The sequence below is a fragment of the Bacteroides sp. 2_2_4 genome, from assembly GCF_000157055.1.
Classification (GTDB): Bacteria; Bacteroidota; Bacteroidia; order Bacteroidales; family Bacteroidaceae; genus Bacteroides; species Bacteroides ovatus.
Genome location: NZ_EQ973355.1, coordinates 66959 through 93459 on the forward strand (window position 1 = coordinate 66959; position 26501 = coordinate 93459).

Annotated in this window: 20 protein-coding genes and 2 pseudogenes; 11 read left to right on the plus strand and 11 right to left on the minus strand. The window is 41.1% G+C overall.

Going from position 1 to position 26501, the window contains the following annotated elements; genetic code table 11:
• Positions 1–27: 27 nt before the first annotated feature.
• Both BSCG_RS26810 and BSCG_RS26805 read right to left on the minus strand, forming a co-directional pair.
• Complete coding sequence (locus BSCG_RS26810; RefSeq protein WP_008774567.1) at positions 28–1191, minus strand: DUF3868 domain-containing protein; 1164 nt, start codon at positions 1189–1191, stop codon at positions 28–30.
• Positions 1192–1199: 8 nt separating this feature from the next.
• Positions 1200–1793, minus strand: a complete 594-nt coding sequence (locus BSCG_RS26805) for a DUF3575 domain-containing protein (protein WP_008774568.1) — start codon at positions 1791–1793, stop codon at positions 1200–1202.
• Positions 1794–2060: 267 nt separating this feature from the next.
• On the opposite strand from BSCG_RS26805, the gene BSCG_RS26800 reads away from it, so the two are divergent.
• Positions 2061–2945: a helix-turn-helix transcriptional regulator gene (locus BSCG_RS26800; protein WP_008774569.1), complete on the plus strand. Its 885-nt coding sequence runs from the start codon at positions 2061–2063 to the stop codon at positions 2943–2945.
• Between the two features lie 217 nt (positions 2946–3162).
• On the opposite strand, the gene BSCG_RS26795 is transcribed toward BSCG_RS26800, so the two are convergent.
• The gene (locus BSCG_RS26795) at positions 3163–4383 is read right to left on the minus strand and encodes a site-specific integrase (RefSeq protein ID WP_008774570.1); all 1221 of its coding nucleotides are present in this window, start codon (positions 4381–4383) and stop codon (positions 3163–3165) included.
• 563 nt (positions 4384–4946) lie between these two features.
• Between BSCG_RS26795 and BSCG_RS26790 the strand changes: the two genes are divergently transcribed.
• Positions 4947–5429: a hypothetical protein gene (locus tag BSCG_RS26790; protein ID WP_008649850.1), complete on the plus strand. Its 483-nt coding sequence runs from the start codon at positions 4947–4949 to the stop codon at positions 5427–5429.
• A gap of 440 nt (positions 5430–5869) precedes the next feature.
• On the opposite strand, the gene BSCG_RS26785 is transcribed toward BSCG_RS26790, so the two are convergent.
• Positions 5870–6865: a type II toxin-antitoxin system antitoxin SocA domain-containing protein gene (locus BSCG_RS26785; protein WP_008774571.1), complete on the minus strand. Its 996-nt coding sequence runs from the start codon at positions 6863–6865 to the stop codon at positions 5870–5872.
• A 5-nt stretch (positions 6866–6870) separates the two neighbouring features.
• On the minus strand, positions 6871–7224 hold the full coding sequence (locus BSCG_RS26780) for a type II toxin-antitoxin system MqsR family toxin (RefSeq protein WP_008649839.1): 354 nt from the start codon (positions 7222–7224) through the stop codon (positions 6871–6873).
• Positions 7225–7457: 233 nt separating this feature from the next.
• Between BSCG_RS26780 and BSCG_RS26775 the strand changes: the two genes are divergently transcribed.
• The 3 genes from BSCG_RS26775 (at position 7458) to BSCG_RS26765 (ending at position 10978) form a co-directional block, all read left to right on the plus strand.
• Positions 7458–9113, plus strand: coding sequence for a hypothetical protein (locus BSCG_RS26775; RefSeq protein WP_008774573.1), 1656 nt, complete (start codon positions 7458–7460; stop codon positions 9111–9113).
• Positions 9114–9275: 162 nt separating this feature from the next.
• Positions 9276–9680 (plus strand): hypothetical protein, encoded by a 405-nt coding sequence (locus tag BSCG_RS26770; RefSeq protein WP_008649835.1) that lies wholly within the window; start codon positions 9276–9278, stop codon positions 9678–9680.
• Between the two features lie 11 nt (positions 9681–9691).
• Positions 9692–10978, plus strand: coding sequence for a leucine-rich repeat protein (locus tag BSCG_RS26765; RefSeq protein WP_008774574.1), 1287 nt, complete (start codon positions 9692–9694; stop codon positions 10976–10978).
• 135 nt (positions 10979–11113) lie between these two features.
• On the opposite strand, the gene BSCG_RS26760 is transcribed toward BSCG_RS26765, so the two are convergent.
• Positions 11114–11821 carry a TIGR02757 family protein gene (locus tag BSCG_RS26760; RefSeq protein WP_008774575.1) on the minus strand — a complete coding sequence of 236 codons (708 nt, stop codon included), beginning with the start codon at positions 11819–11821 and terminating at the stop codon, positions 11114–11116.
• Positions 11822–11863: 42 nt separating this feature from the next.
• Positions 11864–13156 carry an MATE family efflux transporter gene (locus tag BSCG_RS26755; protein ID WP_008774576.1) on the minus strand — a complete coding sequence of 431 codons (1293 nt, stop codon included), beginning with the start codon at positions 13154–13156 and terminating at the stop codon, positions 11864–11866.
• A gap of 439 nt (positions 13157–13595) precedes the next feature.
• Between BSCG_RS26755 and BSCG_RS26750 the strand changes: the two genes are divergently transcribed.
• Entirely contained in the window at positions 13596–14909 is a 1314-nt protein-coding gene (locus tag BSCG_RS26750; RefSeq protein WP_008774577.1) for a lysine-sensitive aspartokinase III, read from the plus strand.
• A 53-nt stretch (positions 14910–14962) separates the two neighbouring features.
• A complete protein-coding gene (gene proC, locus BSCG_RS26745; RefSeq protein ID WP_008774578.1) occupies positions 14963–15778 on the plus strand; it encodes a pyrroline-5-carboxylate reductase in 816 nt (271 codons plus the stop codon).
• A 92-nt stretch (positions 15779–15870) separates the two neighbouring features.
• Here proC and BSCG_RS26740 read toward each other — a convergent pair.
• A pseudogene (locus BSCG_RS26740) lies at positions 15871–17210 on the minus strand (sigma-54-dependent transcriptional regulator).
• A 130-nt stretch (positions 17211–17340) separates the two neighbouring features.
• Between BSCG_RS26740 and BSCG_RS26735 the strand changes: the two are divergent.
• From BSCG_RS26735 to BSCG_RS26720, 4 genes are all read left to right on the plus strand, one after another.
• Positions 17341–19866 (plus strand): FAD-dependent oxidoreductase, encoded by a 2526-nt coding sequence (locus BSCG_RS26735; protein ID WP_008774580.1) that lies wholly within the window; start codon positions 17341–17343, stop codon positions 19864–19866.
• 31 nt (positions 19867–19897) lie between these two features.
• Entirely contained in the window at positions 19898–20248 is a 351-nt protein-coding gene (locus tag BSCG_RS26730) for a winged helix DNA-binding protein (RefSeq protein WP_004314299.1), read from the plus strand.
• 227 nt (positions 20249–20475) lie between these two features.
• Positions 20476–21111 carry a DUF4136 domain-containing protein gene (locus BSCG_RS26725; protein ID WP_004314298.1) on the plus strand — a complete coding sequence of 212 codons (636 nt, stop codon included), beginning with the start codon at positions 20476–20478 and terminating at the stop codon, positions 21109–21111.
• 15 nt (positions 21112–21126) lie between these two features.
• A complete protein-coding gene (locus BSCG_RS26720; RefSeq protein WP_008019936.1) occupies positions 21127–21753 on the plus strand; it encodes an outer membrane beta-barrel protein in 627 nt (208 codons plus the stop codon).
• Between the two features lie 88 nt (positions 21754–21841).
• On the opposite strand, the gene BSCG_RS26715 is transcribed toward BSCG_RS26720, so the two are convergent.
• The 3 genes and pseudogenes from BSCG_RS26715 to BSCG_RS26705 form a co-directional block, all read right to left on the minus strand.
• Positions 21842–24853 (minus strand): glycoside hydrolase family 3 N-terminal domain-containing protein, encoded by a 3012-nt coding sequence (locus BSCG_RS26715; protein ID WP_008774582.1) that lies wholly within the window; start codon positions 24851–24853, stop codon positions 21842–21844.
• Complete coding sequence (locus BSCG_RS26710; protein ID WP_008649825.1) at positions 24850–25689, minus strand: bifunctional metallophosphatase/5'-nucleotidase; 840 nt, start codon at positions 25687–25689, stop codon at positions 24850–24852. The genes BSCG_RS26715 and BSCG_RS26710 overlap by 4 nt, the downstream gene beginning before the upstream one ends.
• Before the next feature lie 25 nt (positions 25690–25714).
• A pseudogene (locus BSCG_RS26705) lies at positions 25715–26499 on the minus strand (5'-nucleotidase C-terminal domain-containing protein).
• Between the last annotated feature and the right edge of the window lie 2 nt (positions 26500–26501).

Below are 26501 nucleotides of genomic sequence, written 5' to 3' on the forward strand. Positions count from 1 at the left end.
AAAAAATAAATTATTATATATTGAGATTTATACGGTTCCATTCTTCATCCGGTAATACACCTTGATGTATCCTGCTCGACGCAGTTGCGGAAAGAAGTGTTCTTCCAAATAACGATAGGGCACTCCTCTTTTCAAACGTTGCAACTGTCCCTCACGCCCTTTCATTATCGGAACAGAATCAATAATATTCAATACTTCCTTACGGTATTCCATACCAGAATGTTCCACTTTATAACGTAGTTCTTCCCAGCCCTCATCACCATTCACAAGCGCAAAGCAACTATCCGCCAAAGCAATCCGGTCGGCTATATATTGCTTCAGCGCTTCAGCTCGTTTTCCAGACAATCGTTTGTTGAATTCAAAAGCCCCCTCGGGTGAGGAAAGCCCCAATAGCACTACGCGAGCTATCTCTACTTCGGGATCTTCACTAATACGGCGAATTACATCAATAATATGTTCCAACACTCTCTCATTATCCAGATAATTGCTATCTATCTCTGCCTTTGCAAGCTTGAAATAAACAATCTGTGCTCCTTCCTGCTCGCCCGCCAGAATCCTTTTACCCGCTGAATAGTTATCTATGGGTTCTACAAATTTCTCTGTTTCAGCCAGTACTTCCGTAGCACATTTATGCGGTAACATTTCCGGTATTTCCACCTTATTCTTTATTTCCGGCTTAACAATAGAATATCCATCCGTCCGGCTCCACGTAAACAATTCCACCATATCCAACTCCTTTTTCATACAGCAATTTCCAAGTTGCCGCCGTAACACTAACTTTGCCTGCCATATCCAAAGTTGATTGGCTAACATCGGAGTTGAACATGTTATTGTATTCCATTGCCGATTGGATACTGTATATATTAAGTCTTTCTCTGCTTTTGATGAGTGAAGCACTTTTTGTCTTCGAACTATTTTCTCCCGTATTTTGCCATTTACGCGTATGACAGGGAAAGCAAAAGAGTGATTTCCCTTTATATCTATCAATATAGGTGTAAGCAACAACTCATCATTTGCTTTTGTAATGCCGGGAGCAATCATCAAATGAAATCTCAAACTCACAGAATCACCTTGAGCATTCTTCTCTATAGAAAAATTATTGATCTTGATCGAATCATTATTTTGAGCGGAAACTGACATGACCGTTATACTCATAAAAAAGGAAAGTATTATAATCTGAAAACTATTCATTTGGGATATTATTTAAGTAAATATATGATAGATACAGCGGCACGTGTAGGCCCTAAATAATTACGGTTGTTTACGCTTAAACGCTTACCACATTCCTTACACGGGTATTTACTATAATGCAGGTGTGCATAGCCGATCCCTAATGTCCCTTCTATACTCCAATGTGGTGAAAGAATCCACTGATACCCATAACTGAATCCGAATCCGGCAAGATTTCCCTGTCTTCTAAAGTCACCTAGTCCCCAATATCGAATATTACTGACATTATATTGTCCATAAAACAAATGTCCGCCAAAGAAATGTCCATTGAACCGTTCACAAAGCCAATAGCGAAGCTCTGATTGTATCAACCAATGCTTCATTTTTCTATTGTTGGAACCATAACCATTCTTACCCAAAGGAAAAGGATTGTAGGCTCCCCACAAGTCAACAGTCAGTTTGGGAGATATTCCCCATTCCACCCCTATGTTTGGTGTTTGTAACAACCCGCCATAAAGTAAATTCGTTTTTACTGCTATATCTTGTGCTCTAATCGCAAAACATCCTAGCAAAGTAAATAGACCAATAAGTAAGCCGGCTTTATTTCTTATACAATCATTCATTTTATACAGTCTTTTCAAACTATTTCTTATGCATCTCTATTCCGTAATAGAGATGCATAATTACACATAAATAATAAACATTTAATTATCAACGAATTATATTACAGAAACTAATAACAGAATGTTTCAATATCATAATATAATGAATCATAACAAACAAAATAAATAATATTATTCTGATATATAATTCATTAAAAAAATAGATACTGAAACAATTGTGAAACAAACAGATAAGTAACAGACTAAACAATCAAAACAGTTATTGCCATGGAAACAAAACATACAAAAAGCGAACTTTTGTACATTGAAGAACATCAGTCATGTCAAAACTACATGACAACGATTGAAACCGGATTCAAATATCTTGAATTCGCCAAGAATGCAGCATTTGAAGAAGATAATACAACTAAAAATTATCTTCTGTTCTTTCTGAAAGGCGATTTCACCATTTGTTGCAACCAGTTTCATAACAAGCTGTTTCATGCCGGAGAAATGATACTCATCCCTCGTTCTTCCCGGCTAAAAGGATTTGCGGAAACCGATTCAAGCCTGCTCTCCATGTTTTTCGATATACCTGCAGAGAACTGTGACAAGCTCATATTACAGTCTTTATCAAATGTATGCAACAACATTAAATATGACTTTTCACCAATTAAAATACGCTATCCACTAACACTATTTCTCGAGGTATTAACTCACTGCATCAAAAACGGAATGAGTTGCGCACACTTACACGGGCTGATGCAACGAGAGTTTTTCTTTCTTTTACGAGGATTTTATGAAAAACAGGAGATTGCAGCATTATTCCACCCCATTATCGGAAAAGAAGTGGATTTTAAAGATTTTGTCATGCACAATCATACCAAAGTAGATAATATAGAGCAGCTTATCTCACTATCGAATATGGGAAGAAGCTGTTTTTTTATCAAATTCAATGAAGTGTTTGGTATGACAGCTAAACAGTGGATGCTGAAACAAAAGAACCAAAGAATATTGGAAAAAATGACGAAACCGGGAGTATGTATAAAAGATATCATTGAAGAATTGGGATTTGATTCGCAAGGTAACTTCAACCGTTACTGCAAACAACATTTCGGATGTACCCCCAAACAACTGATAGAGCAATGTCAGGCAACCAATCAAACGAGTTAGCCATTATTATCTCTATCTGTACAAAATGAATAAATTATTGGACTTTATGATAAATTCAATAATGAAAAATTTCATTTACTTTGCAGCGTGAAATATATTAAGAAACAAAGGTATTTTTAATATACATCTCTATTACGGAATAGATTACAATATTGCAAAGATAAATAAAAATATGACATATTCTAATTTTCAACAGATTATATTACAAATAATTATTTCATTTGGATAAGTTTGTAACGATGCTATTCACCTGATTGAGCATGAATACATCAAAATCCTTTAAATAGACGCGTGTCATTTCTTCCGAAGTGTGTCCAAGTCCGGCACTAATCACAGAAATCGGAGCTCCATAGTCACGTGCGAGGGTAGCCCAGGTATGGCGTGCAGTATATGTCGTCAACGGTACTTCAATATCAGCTACAACAGCGATTTTCTTCAAATGCCGGTTAATACGGCCCAACGCCAAACGATACTGTTTGTATCCAGAAGCATATTCACCGCTGATTATCGGAAAGAGATACTCATTTTCTGTCTTATATTTATCTATCAAGCCCTGCATCTGCGGAGTCACCGCTATACGAATCAACTGTTTCGACTTATGACGGGAATAGGTCAGCACACCATTGCAAATATCGACCTTCTTCAAAAGAACAATATCAACAAAAGCCATTCCCTGCGCATAAAAGCTAAACAGATACAAATCGCGGGCAAACTCCAGTTGCGGTTCATTCGTCAAATCCAAGTCCGCCAGAATCTGCATATCCTTCCGTGACAAAGCGCGTTTCACAGTCTTCGCCGGACGGGTCTGCGCTTTAGCAAACGGATATTCGACACGGGGATGATAGCCGTCCATTACCGCCTGGTTATACAAAGAGCGCAAGTTGCGCAGATAATAACTTACCGTATTGCCGGAAGCACCGTTACTATACAGGAAATCCTCATATCTCCTGACGAACGCCAAATCAACCTCCGACATCCGCACATCGGGGCGACTTATAAATTTTGCCAACGACGAACGAGTACTCTTGTAGGCCGCAGCCATTCCCACTTTCTTCAGTTCCTGCTTCCGTTCAATCTGCGTATTGATATATCGCAATAAATAAAACTGTGGTTTTCCTGTACCAAAAGCATTTTGAGCCAGAATATCCTCCACTGTAAATTCTTCCCTTGTTCGCTCAAGCTGCCTGATCCGTGTATCAATCTGATTCCGCATCTTCCGTAGCTCGCGGTTCATTTTCACGACCTCCGTAGCCGTAAAAGTAGAACTTACGCCATTCATAATCTTCCCTTCCAGCTCGTCAAACACCTCTTCTTTCACCCGGTAGCCTGTATACAGTAACTTTTTTCTCCGATTGTGTATCACCTGAAATACTAAAGGGTAACTGCCATTATTCAATATCCTGCTCTTGTTCAGCATAAGTTTCACTGATGTTATCATATCTTGCTTTTTTTGTTTGAGACGTAAAAGTACAAAGTTCACCTTATTTATCAGAACTATTTTTCCGCCCGTTACGCAAGAAACAAGAAGTGGAATAAAAAGTTTTTCCACTTTAAGAATAGTTATCTAATAAATATAGTTAAAATACACGTTCTAGTAATCAGTATATTTTTATTACATATTTCCAATATGCATACGCATAAATTAGAGATGTATACTATTTATGATATTTCATTACACAATACAGATATTATCGCTATTATTCCTTTTGAAAAATTAGAATATTAGGTATAGCTTTGCACTATGGATTTTAGGGAGCCGTCCGTTCCTTTAAAAGGAAGAGGTCATTCCTCGGTGTGCAACGGGTCGTTCCTTTTAAAGGAACGGCCCGTTGGTTTTAAAGGAAAAACCGGCATTTGTAACCATTTGAATTTCAACTTCTTACTGAATTAAAATTCCGTCCCCGTAACCCATGGGATTTTTTCCAACAAACACGACAGAATCTGCCGCACGAAGCGGCAATCAGTATACAACAAATTTCAACAATCCAAAATTCAATTCCCATGGTTACAGTCACGTTTGCCATCAAGCCATATCTGGCGAGGTATATGTATGTCCGATACGGACAAAGTTTAGAACTTCAATCGCACAACAATCCACCTTCAAGGCTCCCCACTCCAATCCACCTCTCCCACCTCACTCCCATTTATCACTTCCTGCATCAATTATCCGTTCCTCATCCGCAAGGCGTCTCCTGGAAAGAGACAGGAAATATCTGTTTTGTTCTTCCCAGCCCAAGGCAAGGGAAGAATCCGGAAGTTTATAATTATTTCGGGCAGGACAGTATCTTTATTATCGAAAAGGAAATTGAGGTGGAAATGAAAGCGGAGCTTTATTCATTCCTGTTGGAAAATAAGTTCAAAAATGGAGTGATGTATATAAAGTCAATGCATGAGTTTGTGATAAAGTATGATATGGCGGAGTCGGTGGAAGAGGAAAGTTTGATGAGAGGGTTTCAGAGGTGGAGAAAGAAAATGAAAGTTTAATAAGACTAATAAGCAAATATCCCTAAGTGATAAGCTACAGCATATATACCCATAGTAATTATTCAAGATAAAATCAAATGCGATTTGGAATATTTTTCATTCCACATATGATAGAAAACATCCAAAAGCTTTGGAATATAATATTGTTTCAATAATTTTGTAAATTCAATTTTTAAATTAAATACTATGTACACACTAACAGAGATTAGAGAAGAGTTAAAAATTAAAGAACGTTCTGTAAATGATTTAATTAGATACATAAAAACAAGAACGGACGATAATCCCAATTATAGTCTATTATTAGGAGCCGGATGTTCTGTAAGGTATAAATTAAAACTACATAAAACTTCAAGTCCCCGTATAAATTATAGAATCGCTATATAAATCTAATAAGTTTATAGCGATTCTCTGTTTATACAGAACTAGGAAGGGGGCTTACATTACAACTGTCTCAAATCAAACGCATAACTATAATCAATCAAGCTATGCTGTTTTTCATTTTGACGCCACGCTTCTTCAGCATGACTCATTTCTGAAATTTCATTAGCCTTACTCTTCTCAAAATGAACTAATACACATTGTAAAACCTCTAATTCTTCAACTGTAAATAAAGATTGTTCAAATTGCTCAACAGTTGTAATTATACTTCCAGAATAACCATTTCCCAAATTTATGATTTCCTTTTTTAATCCGTCCAAGTTCTCATATATAGTACTATAACGCACAGGAACAGGCCCATAACTTATAGCTTGGTATTGTAACCCGCTAATACCTTTACCATATTTCTTATAGGAAAGAAAATCAGAATAAAATAATAATTTATTTAGTTTTGTTTCAAAAACTCCTTGTAATGCAGATGCAAAAAAGACAATAATCTGCTTAACCTTCTCGGGAATGACAGAAGCATACCCATTCATACTTGAACGTAAAGACAAATGGTTGTGAAATATAAATTCATTTATTTTATTCTCAAAACAGGAATTATTTAATAACAGTTCCTTTACCCTTTTTTCAATTTTAAGTATCTCATCATTGGGAAACTGATTTTGAGCAAGTTTCAGAATTTCCAAAAAGAAATGAGGATCTTTCAAAGCTGAAATCATTTTTCCATTAGACACACTAGGCGTCTCTCCTTCTTCGTATTTTCTATATTGGTTATCGCCAAAACCTAAAAGTTTAGACATTCGAAGTGCAGATATACCATATAATTCCCGGACTCTTTTTATTTCATCCGGAAATGGTATCGCATATTTCTGACGATACAAATTATAAACTTGATTCATATTCAGTTGATCAAGTTCAGTTGTAGTAAACTCTTCATTTGTATCCTTACATCTATAAAAATGATATACTATCTCAAAATTGTCTTTTCGAAATTCAAATGATTGCTTCTCATGACACAATGCAGCGTCACCACCTGTAAACGGACTTTTCATAACTTCTACTTTTTATTTTTGAAAGGATGTTCTATTTTTCTCTCTGCCAAATGAAAGGAGACACAGATTGGAGAATTTGCTCCAGTACCTTTACTTATTTTGATATAAACCTCCTTTTTATCTACGGACTTGCCAAACTTCCAAAGTTCTCCCATATAATTCAACTTATCTTCCGTAGGACCTTTATAATAGTCCTCAACTGTCAAAGACATTATTATCTTTTCACGCATAATTGCCGAAATCTCCAAATCAAGCAAAGCTTGCATATTCTTCTTTCTATCTATGCGAAAGATAATCCCGAAAACCCTAGCCTTATCTTTAAATTCTTTCAAGAATTTATCGACTGTTTCTATATCCATATCTAAAATATCTTTATGCAAAGATATGAATAATGTAGTATAACACAACAAACATTCAACTTTAAAGTTGAAAAAGAACTATTAAAAGACTATATATTCAAGATATATTGATATTAGTCCGAAAAATTCAACTCGAATCTATTTTCCTACCTTTACAAAATTAAACATCATAAGAATTATAAAGATATGACGATTCCATACTAAACTCGAAATATTTTCACTACATTCACAGCATGAAATGCAGAATTATACTCGAACTATTAGTAATTCTCTTTTTTACAGGATGTTATAACAGAGAACAGATTTCCCGGCTTGATGAGGCGGAAGCACTGTTACAAAATAAGCCGGATAGTGCCTTAACAATATTACAACAACTCAAATCGGAAGGCGGCCAGGCTGAACAGGCCAGGTATGCGTTGCTTTATTCAGAGGCTTTAGACAAAAATCACATCAAAGTAACCAATGATTCGCTCATTCGCCAGGCTTGGAGCCATTATAAACATCATCCCAAAGATTTACGCCGCCAATGCAAAACTCTCTATTATTGGGGACGGGTTAAACTGCGCGCAGGAGACAAACCGGGAGCGTTACGTCTTTTCCTAGAAATTGAAGAGAAACTGAAAGATACCAATGAGCCTTATTATGCAGGGCTTTTATACAGTCAAATCGGTGAAGTGTATTATGACCAAATGAACTATAGCCGGGCTTATCATTATTTTCGTGAAGCTCGCAATAACTTCCGGCAGACTGATAACACTCGTGAAGAAACAGAGGCAACTCTCGATATGGCAGCCGCAACTTTCAATTCAAAAGATATGGAGAAAGCCATGCGACTCTATTCTGCCGCACTCGATTTGGCTGATGAGCACAAGTACAATAAGTTAGCCAAAGCCAGTCTCACCAATCTTGCTTCTCTCTATGTGGTGTCAGGCAAGAAACAAATTCCTCATGACCTACTGCAACGCATCGAACTCTCTGCCCGGCAAGATACGTTATACGGATACCATACATTAGTAGATGTGAATCTACTAAAAAACCGTATAGACAGCGCACGCTACTATCTGGCACTTGCAGAAACACATTCCACCGATATACGTGACATGGCAGACCTGCAATACACCGCTTATCGGATTGAAGCGCAGGCCAGAAACTTCGAGAAAGCGACAGAGAAGATACACCATTATATCTATCTGACTGACTCGCTGACACGTTCAAATATGCAATTCTCCGCCGGTATGGTGGAACGTGACTATTTCAAGGAACGCTCCAAATTTGCCGAATACCGGATGAAGAACCGTACTACCTGGGAGATTACCATAGCAAGCGTAATTTTTCTAATAATAGGGGTAGCATACTACATCATCCGTCAACGTCTGCGCCTGCAACGCGAACGTACCGACCGCTACCTGCTATTGGCGGAAGAAGCCAACGCCCAATACAAAACCCTGACAGAACATATGGAAGGACAGCGCAATGCAGAAAGCCATTTAAAAGGTTTGATAGCTTCACGATTCGACATCATTGACAAACTGGGAAAGACTTACTATGAACGTGAGAATACCGCATCGCAACAAGCAGCCATGTTCCACGAAGTGAAACAGATTATCACCGATTTTGCAGAGAACAATGCAATGTTGCAAGAACTGGAACTTATCGTAAATACCTGCCATGATAATGCAATGGAGAAGTTGCGGAATGAATTTTCGTCAATGAAAGAAGCTGACATACGACTGCTTTGTTATATTTTTGTAGGTTTCTCTCCACAAGTAATCAGTTTGTTTATGAAAGATACGGTAGCTAATGTATATGCTCGCAAGTCACGGCTCAAATCACGTATCAAATCGGCAGAAACGGCCAATAAAGAGTTGTTTTTAGCACTTTTCGGATAGGTGTTAGACCTGTGTTAGAAATCTTAGAATATATCTTTCATAATCCATTGAATATCAATATACTTTAAATCAAAGTGTTAGATTTGCGAGATTGCATCACAACCCGAATTTGATGCAATCTTATTACTTTTGCATTCGAAAAATTAGAAAAAAGAAAAGATTATGAAGAAGATTGTTATTCTATTAAGCGCCATGCTTTTCATGGTAGCATGCGAAAAAGGAAACGAAGAAATGAAAGAAGCAAAAGTAGTGGTATCCGTTTATGATGAGAATGGAAAAATTGCAACGGGCGTTCCCGTAAAAATGTATAATGAAAAGGATTATAAGGTTTTTGAAAAAGATAATTTAACTTTGCCAACTGCAATCATACAGACAAATGAAAGTGGTATGGCCACCTTTGTACTGCCACGAGAGGAATGGTTTGCAACGCAGTCGCAACGGTTCCTGACATTCGTGGTACAAGAAGGGGGCGGCCCTAACAACTATCAGATATGGTCTTCCGGCAAAACCGTAGAAGCCGGAAAAGCCGTAAAAGTAGAAATACGTTTAACCCAATTCCCTAACTAAGCCTTTATCACATGAAGCAAACTAGACTTTATATAATTACAGCACTTTGCCTGCAAATGTTTTTGGGAACAATATTACTAAGTTGCAGCACCGAAAATGACGAATACAGAAAAGATTCACCTTCGGCAGCAAATCCTGTTGAACCCATAGAGGCTTCACTTGAAGATTTCTTCATAGAACAGCTACCCTCAAAAACAATTTATGCATTAGGAGAGAATATAGACTTAACCGGCCTTAACGTGACAGGAAAATATGATGACGGGAAACAACGGCCTGTAAAAGTTACCCCGGAACAGATCAGCGGTTTCTCTTCATCCACGCCTGTCGAAAAACAAGAAGTAACCATCACACTGGAAGGAAAACAGAAAAGCTTTTCTGTTCAGGTTTCACCCGTCCGTATAGAAAACGGAGTATTGACGGAAATATTGAAAGGATACAATGAAATCATACTTCCCAATAGCGTGAGATCAATCCCGAAAGCTGCCTTCAGCAACAGCCAAACAGCAAAGGTAGTACTCAATGAAGGATTAAAATCGATTGGAGATATGGCTTTCTTCAATTCGGCCATTCAGGAAATAGTATTTCCATCAAGCCTGGAACAGATGGAGGAAAACATTTTCTACTATTGCCGGAATTTGAAAAAAGCAGATTTAAGCCAAACGAAACTCACCAAACTTCCCGCCAGCACTTTTGTATATGCGGGCGTTGAAGAAGTGCTGCTGCCTGCGACACTAAAAGAAATCGGAGCACAGGCATTCCTTAAGACATCTCAACTGAAAACGATTGAGATTCCGGAAAATGTAAAAACAATCGGATTGGAAACATTCCGGGAAAGTAGCGTTACAACCGTGAAGTTACCGAACGGCGTTACAACCATGGCGCAAAGAGCCTTTTATTACTGCCCGGAATTGGCGGAAGTGACCACCTACGGGAGTACTTTCAATGATGACCCCGAAGCTATGATCCACCCCTATTGTCTTGAAGGATGTCCGAAATTGGCTCGCTTCGAAATACCTGAAAGTATTCGGATATTGGGACAGGGATTACTGGGTGGTAATAGGAAAGTGACCCAATTAACCATTCCGGCAAACGTCACACAGATTAATTTTTCGGCTTTCAATAATACAGGTATTAAAGAAGTAAAGGTAGAAGGGACAACACCTCCGCAGGTATTTGAAAAAGTATGGTACGGATTTCCGGATGATATTACCGTCATTCGTGTTCCTGCCGAATCTGTGGAAAAATATAAGAACGCAAATGGTTGGAGGGATTTCACAAACAAGATAACAACGTTCTAACAGTTCTCCAGTTTTTCGATTATAATCGAATAAAGTTGGTTTAATATCGACTTTTCCGGTTATAATCGAAATAACTTAAGAAAACACTATATTTTCGATAATAGCCGGAAAAATCAGTACTATTAGTTTATCTATTTAAATCTCCCCATTCACCCCCAAGCCGAACAGAGCAAAATCGCCCAGACAAGGATCATCCGGAAAGACTGTAGCCAATGCTGCCGTTATCTGACGGGCATTTTTCAAAGAAAAAGTTTCCGTATCCGTCAACTTGAAATAATGTGCTACCCGGCATACATGTGTATCTAAAGGAACAATCAAATCTCTGCGATCAAAACTTTCCCAAATCCCCAAATCGACCTCCGAATCCCGACGAATCATCCAACGCAAAAACATATTCAGTTTCTTTTGAGGACTTTTGGCAGAAACTTCAAGAAATGCACATAACTTTTCCATTGGTATTCCGGGATATAACATCAAAGCTTCCTCCAGACTTTCAAACTGTGTATAAGCTATATATAATCGCCGAAAGTATCCATAAAAATCAGCATACGACAACATCCGATAAAAGCTATTGGTTGCTCCTGAAGGAAAATCCTTCTCCCACTGGCAGGACAATACATACTGATAAGGCGAATCTCCCATTAGCCCGTGCAATTCGTCCGCTTTCTTCAAGATCTGTTTGCGATTGCCAAAACTCATAATCGCTGTCAGCAAACCGCTGACTTCGATATCCTGTTTCAGCGTATAACGATGGGGAAACTGCACCGGATCGCTTTGTATAAAGTCTGCGCGATGATACATCTCCGCACACATTAAAAGTTTATTCTTTATATCTTCAGTCATTTCGAGAAAGTATCAAGTATTGAAAGTACAAAAATACATATTCTAGTTGGATTTCCTCTTTAAGTAAATGATAGATTGTATCCCTAATAAAATAACAAACAAATATTCTGCCGTCATATACACAGTCAGAGAAGCATGAAAACATTCACTTAACAGATACAGATAAATCAAATATACAAGAATGGTGATTAACTGGAAGATAAAGGCGAGCTTCGTCTTTCCTGTACCGGTAACAGCATTGATATAAACATATCCGGGCAGTGCAAAAGCATAATTCAACAGCATAACTATAAAAGGATAGAAAGCTAGTCTCACCAGATTATCGTTATTCGTATAAAATCCGATAACCCATTGGTTACCCCAAAGAGCCATAACTATCAATGGCCCCCCCACGGCATAACTCAACCTAAGAACTTTATGGCAAACGGGAAAAAGTTCCTTCCCCTGCCCCGCCCCAATTAGATTGCTGACTAATGAACCAGTAGTGGATGCAAAAGAGTTGACAATCACAAAAAAGACGGTAGAAACACTACGAGTAATATTGGAAATAGCAAGCTCTGTCCTTCCCAGATGCTCGATAGCAACGAAGAACAGAAACCAGGGAGCAACGCTGACAAAAGAGTGAAGCATACTCCATACAGATATCCTCAACAACTTTATTAACACTTTCCCATCATAAACGACCTTCAGCCCATATTTCACTTTATCTACCCTCACCCACATATATAATAGGAGTACGATAAAAGCTCCGAACTCTGCCAAAGAAGAAGCCATCGCCGCCCCGGATATACCCAGATTCAGTTTGAATATCAGCAGATAGTTAAAAGGAATATTGATACAGATAGCCATGATAGCTGCCACGGACAATGCTTTGGTCGTTGTTATCCCTACCAGAAAAGACCGGAAAGCTAAAAAAGGAAATGAGAATAACAAACCGAAGCTACGCCAATCCAGATAATGAATCACTGCCTGATAAATTTCATCCGAAGTTATCAACCGGCGCAGGATCAAGGGAGAAGCCAAATGGAGCAATAGGCAAAGAATGACTGCCATCCCCGACAGGAAATATACTCCCTGAAAAAATGTACGTCCCGTCTCTTTATAATGTTGTTCCCCATTTCTCCGGGCAATCATTACCTGCAGCCCGATGCTGAATCCGAAGCCCAACATATAAACAGCTAAATAATAGATTCCGGCAAGCGCAGAAGCTCCCAGTTCGACTTCTCCCACATGCCCCAGGAAAATAGCGTCGGTAATATTGATTAATTGTTCCATCAGAATGCTCATCATCACAGGAAAGTTGATGAGCCATATTTGCTTATATGTATAATTCATTGCTCAACTTAAAAATAACACGATACGGTATACCACATCATAGCAGCACACAGTTCCGTAAATTTATAAAAATGGATATAAAACTCTTTGCCAGGCGAGTAGTTGCCTGTCGGATAGCTGAATAGCCCTGTTAGAAATGATGCTATTCGTTGAGCGTAGCTATATGCAGAGTTTCATAAATGGATGAATATTGCTGGTTTATCAATCAATTACGCAACAAAGATAAGAAATCTTATTTTCATATCCCAATGTGGTATGGTATTAGCAGATTACTTATAGTAAAGAAATGTATTAAAAACATTGATTGCAACATTAACAGATTGATTTATACAGATATACCATATTCTAAAGCTAAGGAATAATTCTTAAATATCTTTCTCTTTTGAAAAAAGGCATATCATTTTGAAAAGAGTAGTAACCAATAAATAACCAGATAACAATGAAAGTTTGTAAATTCGAGAAAATTAAAGATGAGGATGAAATGAAGCAAGTAATCAATTGTATTCAGAAAGAACATCCTTATGTAGCTGTAGTCCCTATATTGGCACAATTACAGGAGTGGTTACAGGCTATTTCCATCAGTTGGTTTCACGAAGAAGATGAAGCTTCTCATACCACAGTCAATGCCATCGAAGCATATTGCTGTACCCTTGCCAATCATCTCATTACAGATTCGCACTTAAATCAGGAAATTAAAAACCGGATTCTGGAGTGTATAAAGAAAATACATATACTTGTAGAAGACAAAGCAGATTTACTGATTGATAAAATGATAAAAGCGGAAATATACGGATTATCCAGCGATTTATTCACTTATTGCTTACGTCAACAGGGTCTTCGTGCCCAAACATTAGATACCGGCAAACTTATACAGATCAACCTGGAAAGAAAGCCGGATATCCCATATATTCAGGAATCTATCCAACAATACATTGACGAGAACCGGAATGTAGATATTTTTATCGCCCCACTTTCCATTTGCAGAAATGTGTATGGTGAAATAGACTTCATGAGCGAACAACGCAATGATTACTATGCAACAGTGCTTGCCACCCTATTCAAAGCGGACGAAATACTGTTATCCACCCCTATCAATCATATCTACGCAAACCGGAATTGCCTGCGAGAACAACATTCACTAACCTACATAGAAGCCGAACAACTGATTAACAGCGGAGTACACCTGCTCTACGCAGATTGTATAACCCTTGCGGCACGCTCCAATATAGTTATCCGCCTAACCGATACACACGATCTGTCAACAGAACGACTCTATATATCTTCCCATGACACAGGCAACAGTGTCAAGGCCATCCTCTCACAGGATTCGGCTACTTTTGTGCGTTTTACCTCATTGAATGTATTGCCCGGATATTTGTTTATGGGTAAGATATTGGAAGTTATCAACAAATATCAAATCAATGTCATCTCAATGGCCTCATCCAATGTATCCATCTCGATGATGCTGACAGCCAGCCGGGACACCCTGCGAATCATTCAAAGGGAACTACACAAATATGCCGAAATGGTTATGGACGAAAATATGTCTGTAATACATATCATCGGCTCCCTTCATTGGGAACGCACACAAGTAGAAAGCCATATTATGGATACTATCAAAGATATCCCCGTATCTCTCATTTCTTATGGAGGAAGCGATCATTGTTTCACACTATCTGTACATACCACAGATAAAAACAGACTGATTGGTTCGCTATCCAGACAATTTTTTGAGAGTCAGTGCGCAGCCTGATTCAAAGCCGGATAAAAAGAGACATCTGAAAGCCAAATAAAAAAAATAAAGAGATGAAAATAGCTATTATAGGAGCCGGACACATAGGGAGTGCAATCGTCACTTGTCTGGCGCAAGGACATCTTTACAATGAGAAAGACATTATTGTCTCCAATCCAAATATCGATAAACTGGAGAGACTGCAAGAACATTTCCCTGCAATACACATAACGACCGATAACCAACAAGCCATATCGGAAGCTGAAGTAATCGTCCTCGCCATCAATCCCTGGAAAGTAGATGAAGTATTGTCCCCTCTACGTTTCTCGCGTACACAAATCCTCGTATCTCTTGTGTCCGGAGTATGTATCTCCCACCTGGCTCATTTAACAGAAGCCGAGATGCCTATCTTTCGGGCAGTTCCCAATATGGCCATTACAGAACGTTCCAGCCTCACTTTGATAGCTTCCCGCGGAACCGATAAAGAATATCAGCAATTAATAAAACAGATATTTGAAGAAGGAGGAAAATGCCTGTTCCTGCAAGAGAAACAACTAGATACCACTTCCGCATTAACCTCCAGCGGAATAGCTTTCGCCTTAAAATATATGCAAGCGGTTATGCAGGCAGGGATTGAGCTAGGAATTCCCGGCAAGGATGCCATGCAAATGGCAGCGTATAGCATGGAAGGAACGACAGAACTGATTCTGAATCATAACACTCATCCATTGCTGGAAATAGAGAAAGTAACCACTCCGGGCGGAACCACTATAAAAGGATTGAACGAACTGGAGCACAAAGGCTTCACTTCTTCTATTATTCAAGCCATCAAAAGCAGTGCCACAACTTTGATTGACAAAGAGGAAGAAAATGCAAAAAATTTCCGATAGTCCTTATGGTATGGTTTCTCAAGTCCTTTTTGCCTATTTTGAAATGCTATATATCCCAAAGCCAGCATAAAAGGACTTAAGAAAATGTATGCTTAGATTTTATATTCCTCTATCTTCCGGTACAGGGTGGTAAGTCCGATTTTCAACAAGCGGGCAGCTTCCGTTTTATTCCCTTTCGTATATTCCAACACACGCGCAATATGCCTGCGCTCCATTGCAGCCAGTTCAAAACTACCTGTACTATCGTCCGAACATTCATAATGAGTGTTCTGGATTTCCAAAGGAAGGTCGCAGATATCCAGCCGTCCACCTTCGCAAACAATCAGGCTACGCTCAATCACATTTCTCAACTCACGGATATTCCCTTTCCACGGCTGTTGTTCCAGCGCTTCCAAAAAAGCAGGAGTCATCTCATTGATGGCATACGAAAGTTTTTCGGAGAAACTTTTGGCAAAAGCAGTTGCAAGAATTCTGATATCACCGGTACGTTCACGAAGCGAAGGAAGATGCACCTGAAAACCGAAAGACGATAAAACAAGTCCTCACGGAAATGCCCGGCTTTGATCTCCTCCTGCAAATTCCGGTTGGTAGCAGCGATGATACGCACATTGACTCTTGTCGGCTTGGTATCACCGATCTTTATATATTCTCCTGTTTCAAGGATACGCAGTAACTTTGCCTGCAATTCGAAAGCCATCTCTCCGATTTCATCCAGAAAGATCGTTCCGTTATTGGCCTCTTCAAAAAGCCCTTTCTTATCTTTCAACGCACCGGTAAACGAACCTGCCTTATGTCCGAACATCTCGCTTTCGAGCAGTTCTTTGCTGAAAGACGAACAGTTGACCGCCACAAAATTCTGTTTGCTCCGCTTGCTGTTATAATGTATAGCCTGCGCAAAGACCTCCTTTCCTGTTCCGGTTTCTCCCGTCAGCAATACGGGAACATCTGTCACAGACACCTTCTGCGCCAAAGACACCGACTCTTTCAGCACTTTTGACTCCCCCAGGATAGAATCGAACGAGTACATTTGCCCGACCTTCTTTTCCAGTTTTTCGAGACGGACATTCATTTTTGCTTTCTCTACGGCACGACTAATGAGAGGGATAATCTTGTTATTATCATCTCCTTTCGTTATATAATCAAACGCACCGTTTTTGATAGCCTGCACCCCGTCGGGAATATTACCGTGAGCAGTAAGAAGAATCACTTCCACATTGGGAGCTATTTTTTTGATATTCAAAACCAGATCCACTCCGTTTCCATCAGGAAGAAAAACATCACATAAAGCTACGTCGGGCAATTGAATTTCCAGTTGTTTGATGGCAGTTTTGCAATCACCTGCCTGACACACTTCATAGCCCTCAAGTTCCAGCATACGAGCTAAAAGGCTGCGAATCTGGACTTCATCGTCAATAATAAGAATTTTATTCATACAAATTGTCTACATTAATATAGAAGAATGAAAAACAGGGTGCGCAAATATAGTTTTTTTATCTGAATCCATGAACATTTCTTCGCCCCTGTTTGTTATTTCCACAGGAAACTATTTACACTATAAACAGATGAAAATAATTATTATTGGGGGAGTTGCAGGAGGAGCCACCACTGCTGCCCGAATCAGACGAGTAGATGAAACAGCAGAAATTATCCTTTTGGAAAAAGGAAAGTATATATCATACGCCAATTGCGGCCTTCCTTATTATATAGGAGGAGTGATAGAGGAACGGGATAAATTGTTCGTGCAAACGCCCGAAGCCTTCTCTACACGCTTCCGTGTAGATGTACGTACAGAAAACGAAGCGATTTTTATTGACCGGAAAAGAAAGACAGTGACCATCCGGCAAAGCAGTGAAGACACTTATGAGGAGAGCTACGATAAATTAGTCATCTCCACCGGAGCTTCCCCGGTGCGTCCTCCTCTTCCGGGAATCAACCTTAGCGGAATCTTCACGTTAAGGAATGTCACCGACACGGATCGGATCAAAGAATATATCAAGAGCCACGCTCCGCGAAAAGCCGTTATCGTAGGAGCCGGATTTATCGGTCTGGAAATGGCGGAAAACTTACATACACAGGGAGCGAAAGTGTCGATTGTGGAAATGGGCAATCAAGTGATGGCTCCTATCGACTTCTCGATGGCATCGCTCGTCCACCAGCACTTGATGGATAAAGGAGTCAATCTTTATCTGGAACAAGCTGTCGCCTCTTTTAGCCGGGAGGGAAAAGGATTGAAAGTAACGTTCAAAAATGGTCAGTCCATTTCTGCCGATATCGTTATCCTGTCGATCGGAGTACGCCCGGAAACCAGTCTGGCACGAGCTGCCGAACTGACTATCGGCCCCGCAGGAGGTATTGCCGTGAATGATTACCTGCAAACGTCTGATGAATCGATTTATGCCATCGGTGACGCAATCGAGTTCCGCCATCCGATCACCGGAAAACCCTGGCTCAACTATCTTGCCGGACCTGCCAACCGTCAGGGACGCATCGTTGCAGACAACGTTCTCGGGGCAAAAATACCTTACGAAGGTTCTATCGGCACTTCAATCGCAAAAGTTTTCGACATGACCGTTGCTTCAACCGGTTTACCCGGCAAGCGCCTGCGCCAGGAAGAGATAGATTATATGTCATCTACCATCCATCCCGCCTCTCATGCCGGCTACTATCCGGATGCCATGCCGATGAGTATCAAAATCACTTTCGACAAAAAGACGGGAAGATTGTACGGCGGGCAAATCGTCGGTTACGACGGAGTGGACAAACGGATTGACGAACTCGCGCTTGTCATCAAACACGAGGGAACGATCTACGACCTGATGAAAGTGGAACAAGCGTATGCTCCTCCGTTCTCTTCGGCCAAAGATCCGGTAGCACTGGCAGGATATGTAGCGGAAGACATCATTACCGGCAAAACCAATCCGGTATATTGGAGAGAGTTGCGGGACATTGAAATGGAAAATAAGTTCCTGCTGGATGTCCGCACCCCGGACGAATATTCTTTAGGCAGCTTACCGGGTGCCGTGAATATTCCGCTGGATGAGCTTCGTGACCGGCTGGCCGAACTGCCGAAAGATAAAATGATTTATACCTTCTGCGCTGTCGGACTACGGGGCTATCTTGCCTACCGGATATTGACTCAACATGAATTTGACAAGGTGCGTAATCTCTCGGGAGGACTGAAGACTTATCGAGCCGCCACTGCTCCGATTATCATACGCGAAGAAAATGGAAATGAAATAGACGAATCACCCGAACAACAGGGAGGTAGTCCCCAAGTTGGGCAACCTGCGGTTGCTAAGGTTTCGGATACCACGGTTACTGCCACGGCTGCCGTCACCGCCGATGCCCTTGCAACCCCCGCTAAAACAGTTCGGGTAGACGCCTGCGGGTTACAATGTCCCGGCCCGATTTTGAAAATGAAAAAAACAATGGATACACTGGCTTCAGGCGAACGGGTGGAAATCACCTCAACCGATCCGGGATTTCCGCGTGACGCCGCCGCATGGTGCAGTTCAACGGGCAATCAACTGATTTCGAAAGACAGCTCCGGAGGAAAATCTGTTGTTGTCATAGAAAAAGGAGAACCAAAATCGTGCAATATTGTTACTTCATGTGAGGGCAAAGGAAAAACCTTTATCATGTTTAGTGATGATTTGGATAAAGCTTTGGCCACTTTTGTACTAGCAAACGGCGCAGCAGCTACGGGGCAGAAAGTCACCATCTTCTTTACGTTCTGGGGACTGAACGTCATCAAGAAGTTGCACAAACCGGAAACCGAAAAGGATATTTTCGGAAAAATGTTTGGCATGATGCTGCCTTCCAGCTCCAAAAAGCTGAAACTTTCTAAGATGAGTATGGGCGGAATAGGCGGAAAAATGATGCGGTATATCATGAACAAAAAAGGGATTGATTCACTGGAATCCCTGCGCCAGCAAGCGCTGGAAAACGGTGTGGAATTTATTGCTTGCCAGATGTCAATGGACGTGATGGGAGTCAAACAAGAAGAACTCCTGGACGAGGTGACCATTGGCGGCGTAGCAACGTATATGGAACGGGCGGATAACGCAAACGTTAATCTATTTATTTAAAAAATGAACAAATGAAATATTTAAATAAGGTATGAAAACAATATGTGCAATGCGTGATGTATTCAAAGCAATGGGAAACTTTGAAACAGCATTTGAAAAAATGTACCAGATAACGCTTAATGAAGCAATGATATTGTGTGCCCTTAAAGAGGCTTCGGACAAAGTGACGGCTACCAACCTGTCTAAACAAACCGAACTAAGCCCCTCACACACATCCAAAATGCTGCGGATACTGGAAGAAAAAGGACTAATCGTCCGATCACTCGGAAGTGAAGACCGGAGACAGATGTATTTCCATCTGACTCAATTGGGTAAACAACGGGTAACTGAACTGGAACTTGATAAGGTAGAAATACCGGATCTACTAAAACCTCTGTTTTAATAAACGGATTTTTCAAATAAATATCTGTAAATAATAAACGGTGAGCAAACTCCCTGATAATAGGGCAGAGCGCTCACCGTTTTTCTTTCCGCCGGGCCAAAGAAATATGTTAATTTTCCGGCAAAAGAAATTTCCACGCGAACCTTTTTCCACCTTTCTTGTTGTTTGTATCAAAAGCCCAAGGTACCTGGGCGTGATTTTTATATAACCTAAACATTATAAAAGATATGAAGAAATTAATTCCTATTTTATTGGCGGTCTTTGCACTCGCTTCATGTGAAAAAGACCCGGACATGGGTAAACTGGATGACAATTATCTGGTATACACTAACTACGACAAGAAAGCCGATTTCAAAGTTCCTACATTCTATCTGGCACCACAGATTCTGGTCATCAGTGATAGTAAAGAACCGGAATATCTCGAAGGTGAAGGCGCAGAACAAATTCTGGCAGCTTATACAGACAATATGGAAGCTAGAGGTTACGAAGCAGCAGCTGACCAGGAAAGCGCAGATCTTGGTATCCAAGTGAGCTACATCGCAAGTACTTATTATTTCACCAGCTACACACAACCTGAATGGTGGTGGGGTTATCCCGGATATTGGGGCCCTGGCTACTGGGGTGGCAACTGGGGTGGTGGATGGTACTACCCGTATGCAGTAACTTATAGTTATAGCACCAACTCCTTCCTGACAGAAATGGTGAACTTGAAAGCCGAACAGGGAGACAGTAAAAAACTGCCTGTTGTATGGACAAGTTATCTGACCGGATTTGAAACTGGTTCCAAAGCTATCAACCGTACTCTTGCAGTAGAAGCTGTCAACCAGTCATTTACACAGTCACCTTATCTTACTAACAAATAAACAACTACAACTGTTATGAAAACAAGAAAAAATATATACTTCAAGGTAGTAGCCTTGGCGGCTATTGCCATCGCCTTCGCCATGCCGGCTAAGGCACAGCTATCGGACAATGGATATGCAAATATCGACTGGCAGTTCAACGCTCCGCTAAGTAACAATTTTGCTGATAAAGCAAGCGGTTGGGGTATGAACTTCGAAGGTGGTTATTTCGTGACTCCTAACATCGGTTTGGGTCTTTTCCTCAACTATCACAGCAACCACGAATATGTAGGTCGCGAAACCTTCCAAATGGGCGCCGGTGAAGTGACTACCGATCAGCAACATACCATTTTCCAATTGCCTTTCGGTGCTGCTGCACGTTACCAGTGGAATCGCGGTGGAGCCTTTCAACCATACGTCAGTGCTAAATTAGGTGCTGAATATGCTAAAATCCGCTCTAATTTCAGCATGCTGGAAGCAAGAGAAAACAGTTGGGGATTCTATGCTTCTCCTGAAGTAGGTATCAATGTATTCCCATGGGTTTACGGACCGGGTTTGCACTTTGCTTTGTACTACAGCTATGGTACCAACAAGGCTGACGTACTGCATTACAGTGTAGATGGATTGAGCAACTTCGGCTTCCGCCTGGGTGTATCCTTCTAAGACTGGCTGACAACTATCAGAATATTACGTTAATAATAAAAAAGGTAAAAGGTAGCTTTTAATATAGGCACCTTTTACCTTTCTTTTTTTATTTTTTCTTCATCGCATCATAAATAGCTCCCTGTATTCGCTCACGAATGTGCAGTTGGTTCAGTTTGCGATTTGTTACATCCGGATAAATCCGGTTGCTAAGGAATACATAAACCAGTTCATTGACCGGATCTACCCATGCACATGTACCGGTAAAGCCGGTATGACCGTACACTTCGGCAGGTGCAGCAGGAGCACAATTTCCTTTCTTCGGATCATCAGCATCCGGTTTGTCAAAGCCCAAGCCACGCCGGCTGATCTTTGAAGTTTCCGTAGTAAACAACTGACAGGTTTCTTTGCTTAGATAGCGTTGACCATCTATTTCTCCTCCATTCAGCAACATCTGATAAACGCGGGCTACATCACGGGCAGTAGAGAAAAGTCCGGCATTTCCGGCCAATCCGCCAAAGAAAGCGGAAGCCTCATCATGCACAAATCCCTGCAAAGTCTCTTTACGCAAGAAACGGTCTTTGTTGGAAGGGACAATTTCCGATTTGGCAAAACGGCGTAAAGGCAGGTAACCTGTATGTTCCAACCCCATCGGCTCATAAAACTCACGTTGCAAATAGGCTTCCATAGGCATACCGGCCAGTTGTTCCACCAACATTCCCAAGAGTATAAATCCGACATCACTATATACATAGCGCTTCTGCTTTAACGGAGCTTCTGCAATTTTCTCTTCTATCACCTTTCGGAAAGAACGGTTTAACCACAAACTGTCACAGATCTGAACAGTATAATCACCGGTCTTGACCGGAGAAATATATTCACTCTTGAATTTGAATTTCGGATTCGCCCACGTAGTCGTACCAATCTGTACCGGATGGTGGATATCTTTACGTGCGCTGAACAATCTTCCATCATAGCTATCCTTGTCAATAGCTTCCTGATAAAAAGGAATCCAGGAAGGTAAACCGGACTGATGATACAGAATTTCCTGAATCGTTATATCTTTCTTATCAGTACGTTGCAAAAACGGCAAATGATCCGAAATTTTATCTGTCAGATTAAAACGTCCCTTATCGTAGAGTTTCATAATGGCAAGCAAGGTGCCCGTCGTTTTTGAAAGGGAAGCCAGATCGTAGATATTCGTAGATTCGACACGAGGACTTCCTTTACCCGTATAAGTACCGAAAGCCTTGTCGAACATAATATGACCGTTTTTCAGCACCACCACCTGGCAACCGGGATAGGCTCCCTGATGAATACCATCCAATGCAATGGAATCAATCCGTTTTAGATGAGCAGAGGAAAGCCCGTATTCTTCCGGAACGAAATGCAACGGCGTTTTAGGGGTAATAGTCACTCCTGCTCCCGTTGGAAACAGTTCTCCCAGACTTGCCGACAACTGTCCGTCTGCAGATGCCTTGGCAAATAGCACATCTGCCACCTGGCGCTGCACGTCACTACTATAGCTATGTCCCAGCACCACCGCCGAAGCATGAGCCACCGCGCGCTGAATCTGCAACATCATCTTCCCGGGAGTAAAAAACAGATAAATGGCCGGGCTTTCGGGAACAAACTTAGCAAAGAAAGGCTGATAAGGAGCCAGCCGCTGTTCACTGACGGCTACAATAATCCGTTTATAGGTAGACAAAGAATCACGCAACCGCTGATTTTCCTCTTTCGTCTGATTGGCACGAAGGGAAAAACGAGCCAAAGACGTATAGCGGGAAAGTTGTTTCGCCAACGCATCAGTTTCTCCGGGATCTCCTACCTCGAGCAATGCAATCGTCTGCTCTTTGTCTGTATGCAAGGGGAGAATATGATTCTTGTTGTTCAGAACTGTTATTGCCGCTAAATTCAACCGGCGAACCAAATCACGCGTTTGCGGACTGTTAATCCGTTGTTCCAGACCGGATAATTGTACATACGACTTTTTCTTCAGTCCCAACACATATTTATAAGTCAAGACCTTACGACATTTGCTTTCAATATCTTCGCGGGTCAACTCTCCTTTTTCAATGGCTTCCAGTACGGCCGGTATCTCTTCCTTCAAGTTTCGGGGAGACAATACCATGTCATTACCAGCTTTCAAAGCCTGCAAACTGACATTTCCATTTCCCGCCACTCCTTTCATGGCAAGCGCATCTGTAAATATGAGTCCTTTGAACGCCAGTTCATCTGTCAGCAAATCGTATACGACATTGCGGGACAAGGAAGACGGAAGTCCACCAATCGGTTCTATCACCGGAACTTGCAAATGTCCTACCATCATACCGCCCAATCCGGCACGGATGGCTTCTTTAAAAGGATAAAGTTCCACACTGTCCAGACGCTCACGAGTGAAAGGAAGTACCGGAAGCGCCTTATGCGAATCAACATCGGTATCTCCATGTCCGGGAAAATGTTTACACACAGATAAAACCCCTCCACTTTCCAAACCGGAAGCATAAGCGATAACCTTATCAGCCACCTGTATCGGATCTTCTCCAAAAGAACGGGTATTGATTACGGGATTTTCAGGATTTATATTCACGTCCGCCACCGGAGCAAAGTTGACCTGTACTCCAATCTGTCGGCATTGACGAGCAACTTCACGCCCGTATTCATAGAGCAGCTTGTTGTCACGGATACATCCCAATACCATATTCCGTGGAAAAACAGGCATACCACGCAAACGCATGGCCAGTCCCCATTCTCCATCAAAGGTAATCATCAAAGGGACTTTTGCCTGCCGTTGCGCCCGGTTTGTCAGTTCAACCTGATTTTGCATCTTCCCACCGGAAAAGAGAAGTCCGCCCACTTTATAGGTGTCGATTACTTCGCGCAACAGTTCCAGGTTTCGTTTGGTATCTACCGGGGCAATGGTATAGATGAACAACTGCCCTACCTTTTCTTTAAAGGAAAGCTTATCCATAACCGAATCAACCCAGTGCCGGCAGTCTTTGTCCTGAAGGGCTTTATACACCAGCAGAGGTTCAACGGTTGTAGCATTCTGCGCCGGACTTGAAACCGTGCCGGCCGCAATAAGGAATAAAAGCGTTACTATTGAGGGGATTATCTTCATTTATGTTTCAAAGTCAAATCGAGACGGCCTACACGAACACCATTTTTTCCCGTGTGCATAACAGGCACCTCTTTTCCGTCCATATTCAAGTATGTTTTGGGGCCTTTCATAAATGTATGAGAGTGCCCGCCCAGAATCACGTCGATATTGCGTGTTCCGGCAACCAGATGTTCATCCATTTGAATGCCCAGATGAGACAGGCATACTACCAAATCACAACCTTCTTCGTCTTTCAACAAAGCAGCTATTTCGTTGGATACGCGGATAGGATCTTCATAAACGACTCCTTCGCATTTATTAGCCTGAATCATCCCTTCGGGTTGGGTTCCAAGGCCAAACACACCAATTCTCAAACCATATTTCTCAAGAACGACGTAGGGTTTAACTATATCTTTCAATACCGTAGCATCCAGATTATAGTTGGCACAAACAACCGGGAAATTAGCCATCTTGAAAATACGTTCCATATTATCCACATCGAAATCAAACTCATGGTTACCGATAGTCATAGCATCGTAACCCATTTCATTCATTAGTTTAACTTCCACTTCTCCGCGGAACATATTATAATAAGGTGTTCCCTGAGAAATATCTCCGCAGTCGAAAAGCAGCACATTCTTATGCTCCTTGCGGAACTGTTCGAGAAAAGCAGCCCGGCGAAGAAAACCACCTTTATTATAGTATTCGTCCCCCTTCTGATTGACAGGTTCGATACGACTATGCACATCGCTTGTTTGTAAAATAATCACTTCTTTGGTATCCTTATCCTGCGCAAAAATTGAGAAAGTAAAGCTCAATGCAAGACATAACAGGAATAATATCTGAATTCTTTTCATATTCAATATTTTTAGATTCTCCTTTTTATTTTATGGTAATACGTCCATCCAGTTTGGAGGTAATCGCTTTGCCTTCGGCAGTCTGTTTGCGTACATAATCAAGAAATAGTCCGCGTAAGGTTGCGTCTTCGGGGCATACTCTCTTTTCTGCCTGCAGGAAAGCATCCATCCGTCCATTTCCATCTGCCAGATAGTCGATAGTGGCCACCGTGTAAAGCTGGTCATCCTTTAGTGGTTTTTCACCGACAAAGGCGTTCAGCAACTTTCCATTTTGGTGATTTCAAGGCGGATACCGCTCACTCCTTCTCCGTGCAGAGATGCAATCGCTTCAAAAAGACGTCTCAAGTCTGTTCCTTTCATAGTCAGTACGCAAAGAGAATTCTCAAAAGGAAGAATTTCAAACACATCGCCTACCGTGATATCTCCTTCGGGCAAGATATTACGCAAGCCGCCCATATTTACCAATCCCATATCAGCAGGTTTCCCCAACACCTGAACAGCCGCTTGCTGCAAAACACCTGCAACAAGGTTGGAAAGTAAACTTTCGGGACCTCCTTTGTCCATTTTCATCGCACTGGTGCCGATGACTTCATACATCATCGCATCCACCTTTTCCTTATAAGGCTTTAAGATTTCGGCAGCTTTCGCGTTGGGAATGGTGTCCCAAACAGAATCAATCGTTATCATGCTACCCTCTACTTTGGTTACTTCGTACTGTGCCGTAGTCTCGCGTGCGGTCCGGCAGGAAGTAAACAGGAAGCCTCCTGCAAACGTCGCCACCATCAGATACTTTACATAAGTCTGTTTCATGT

Excerpts from the sequence above, each read along its gene's own strand:
- BSCG_RS26810 (WP_008774567.1), bottom strand. The coding sequence starts at position 1,191 with ATGAATAGTTTTCAGATTATAATACTTTCCTTTTTTATGAGTATAACG.
- BSCG_RS26805 (WP_008774568.1), bottom strand. The coding sequence starts at position 1,793 with ATGAATGATTGTATAAGAAATAAAGCCGGCTTACTTATTGGTCTATTT.
- BSCG_RS26800 (WP_008774569.1), top strand. The coding sequence starts at position 2,061 with ATGGAAACAAAACATACAAAAAGCGAACTTTTGTACATTGAAGAACAT.
- BSCG_RS26795 (WP_008774570.1), bottom strand. The coding sequence starts at position 4,383 with ATGATAACATCAGTGAAACTTATGCTGAACAAGAGCAGGATATTGAAT.
- BSCG_RS26790 (WP_008649850.1), top strand. The coding sequence starts at position 4,947 with ATGGTTACAGTCACGTTTGCCATCAAGCCATATCTGGCGAGGTATATG.
- BSCG_RS26785 (WP_008774571.1), bottom strand. The coding sequence starts at position 6,865 with ATGAAAAGTCCGTTTACAGGTGGTGACGCTGCATTGTGTCATGAGAAG.
- BSCG_RS26780 (WP_008649839.1), bottom strand. The coding sequence starts at position 7,224 with ATGGATATAGAAACAGTCGATAAATTCTTGAAAGAATTTAAAGATAAG.
- BSCG_RS26775 (WP_008774573.1), top strand. The coding sequence starts at position 7,458 with ATGAAATGCAGAATTATACTCGAACTATTAGTAATTCTCTTTTTTACA.
- BSCG_RS26770 (WP_008649835.1), top strand. The coding sequence starts at position 9,276 with ATGAAGAAGATTGTTATTCTATTAAGCGCCATGCTTTTCATGGTAGCA.
- BSCG_RS26765 (WP_008774574.1), top strand. The coding sequence starts at position 9,692 with ATGAAGCAAACTAGACTTTATATAATTACAGCACTTTGCCTGCAAATG.
- BSCG_RS26760 (WP_008774575.1), bottom strand. The coding sequence starts at position 11,821 with ATGACTGAAGATATAAAGAATAAACTTTTAATGTGTGCGGAGATGTAT.
- BSCG_RS26755 (WP_008774576.1), bottom strand. The coding sequence starts at position 13,156 with ATGAATTATACATATAAGCAAATATGGCTCATCAACTTTCCTGTGATG.
- BSCG_RS26750 (WP_008774577.1), top strand. The coding sequence starts at position 13,596 with ATGAAAGTTTGTAAATTCGAGAAAATTAAAGATGAGGATGAAATGAAG.
- proC (WP_008774578.1), top strand. The coding sequence starts at position 14,963 with ATGAAAATAGCTATTATAGGAGCCGGACACATAGGGAGTGCAATCGTC.
- BSCG_RS26735 (WP_008774580.1), top strand. The coding sequence starts at position 17,341 with ATGAAAATAATTATTATTGGGGGAGTTGCAGGAGGAGCCACCACTGCT.
- BSCG_RS26730 (WP_004314299.1), top strand. The coding sequence starts at position 19,898 with ATGAAAACAATATGTGCAATGCGTGATGTATTCAAAGCAATGGGAAAC.
- BSCG_RS26725 (WP_004314298.1), top strand. The coding sequence starts at position 20,476 with ATGAAGAAATTAATTCCTATTTTATTGGCGGTCTTTGCACTCGCTTCA.
- BSCG_RS26720 (WP_008019936.1), top strand. The coding sequence starts at position 21,127 with ATGAAAACAAGAAAAAATATATACTTCAAGGTAGTAGCCTTGGCGGCT.
- BSCG_RS26715 (WP_008774582.1), bottom strand. The coding sequence starts at position 24,853 with ATGAAGATAATCCCCTCAATAGTAACGCTTTTATTCCTTATTGCGGCC.
- BSCG_RS26710 (WP_008649825.1), bottom strand. The coding sequence starts at position 25,689 with ATGAAAAGAATTCAGATATTATTCCTGTTATGTCTTGCATTGAGCTTT.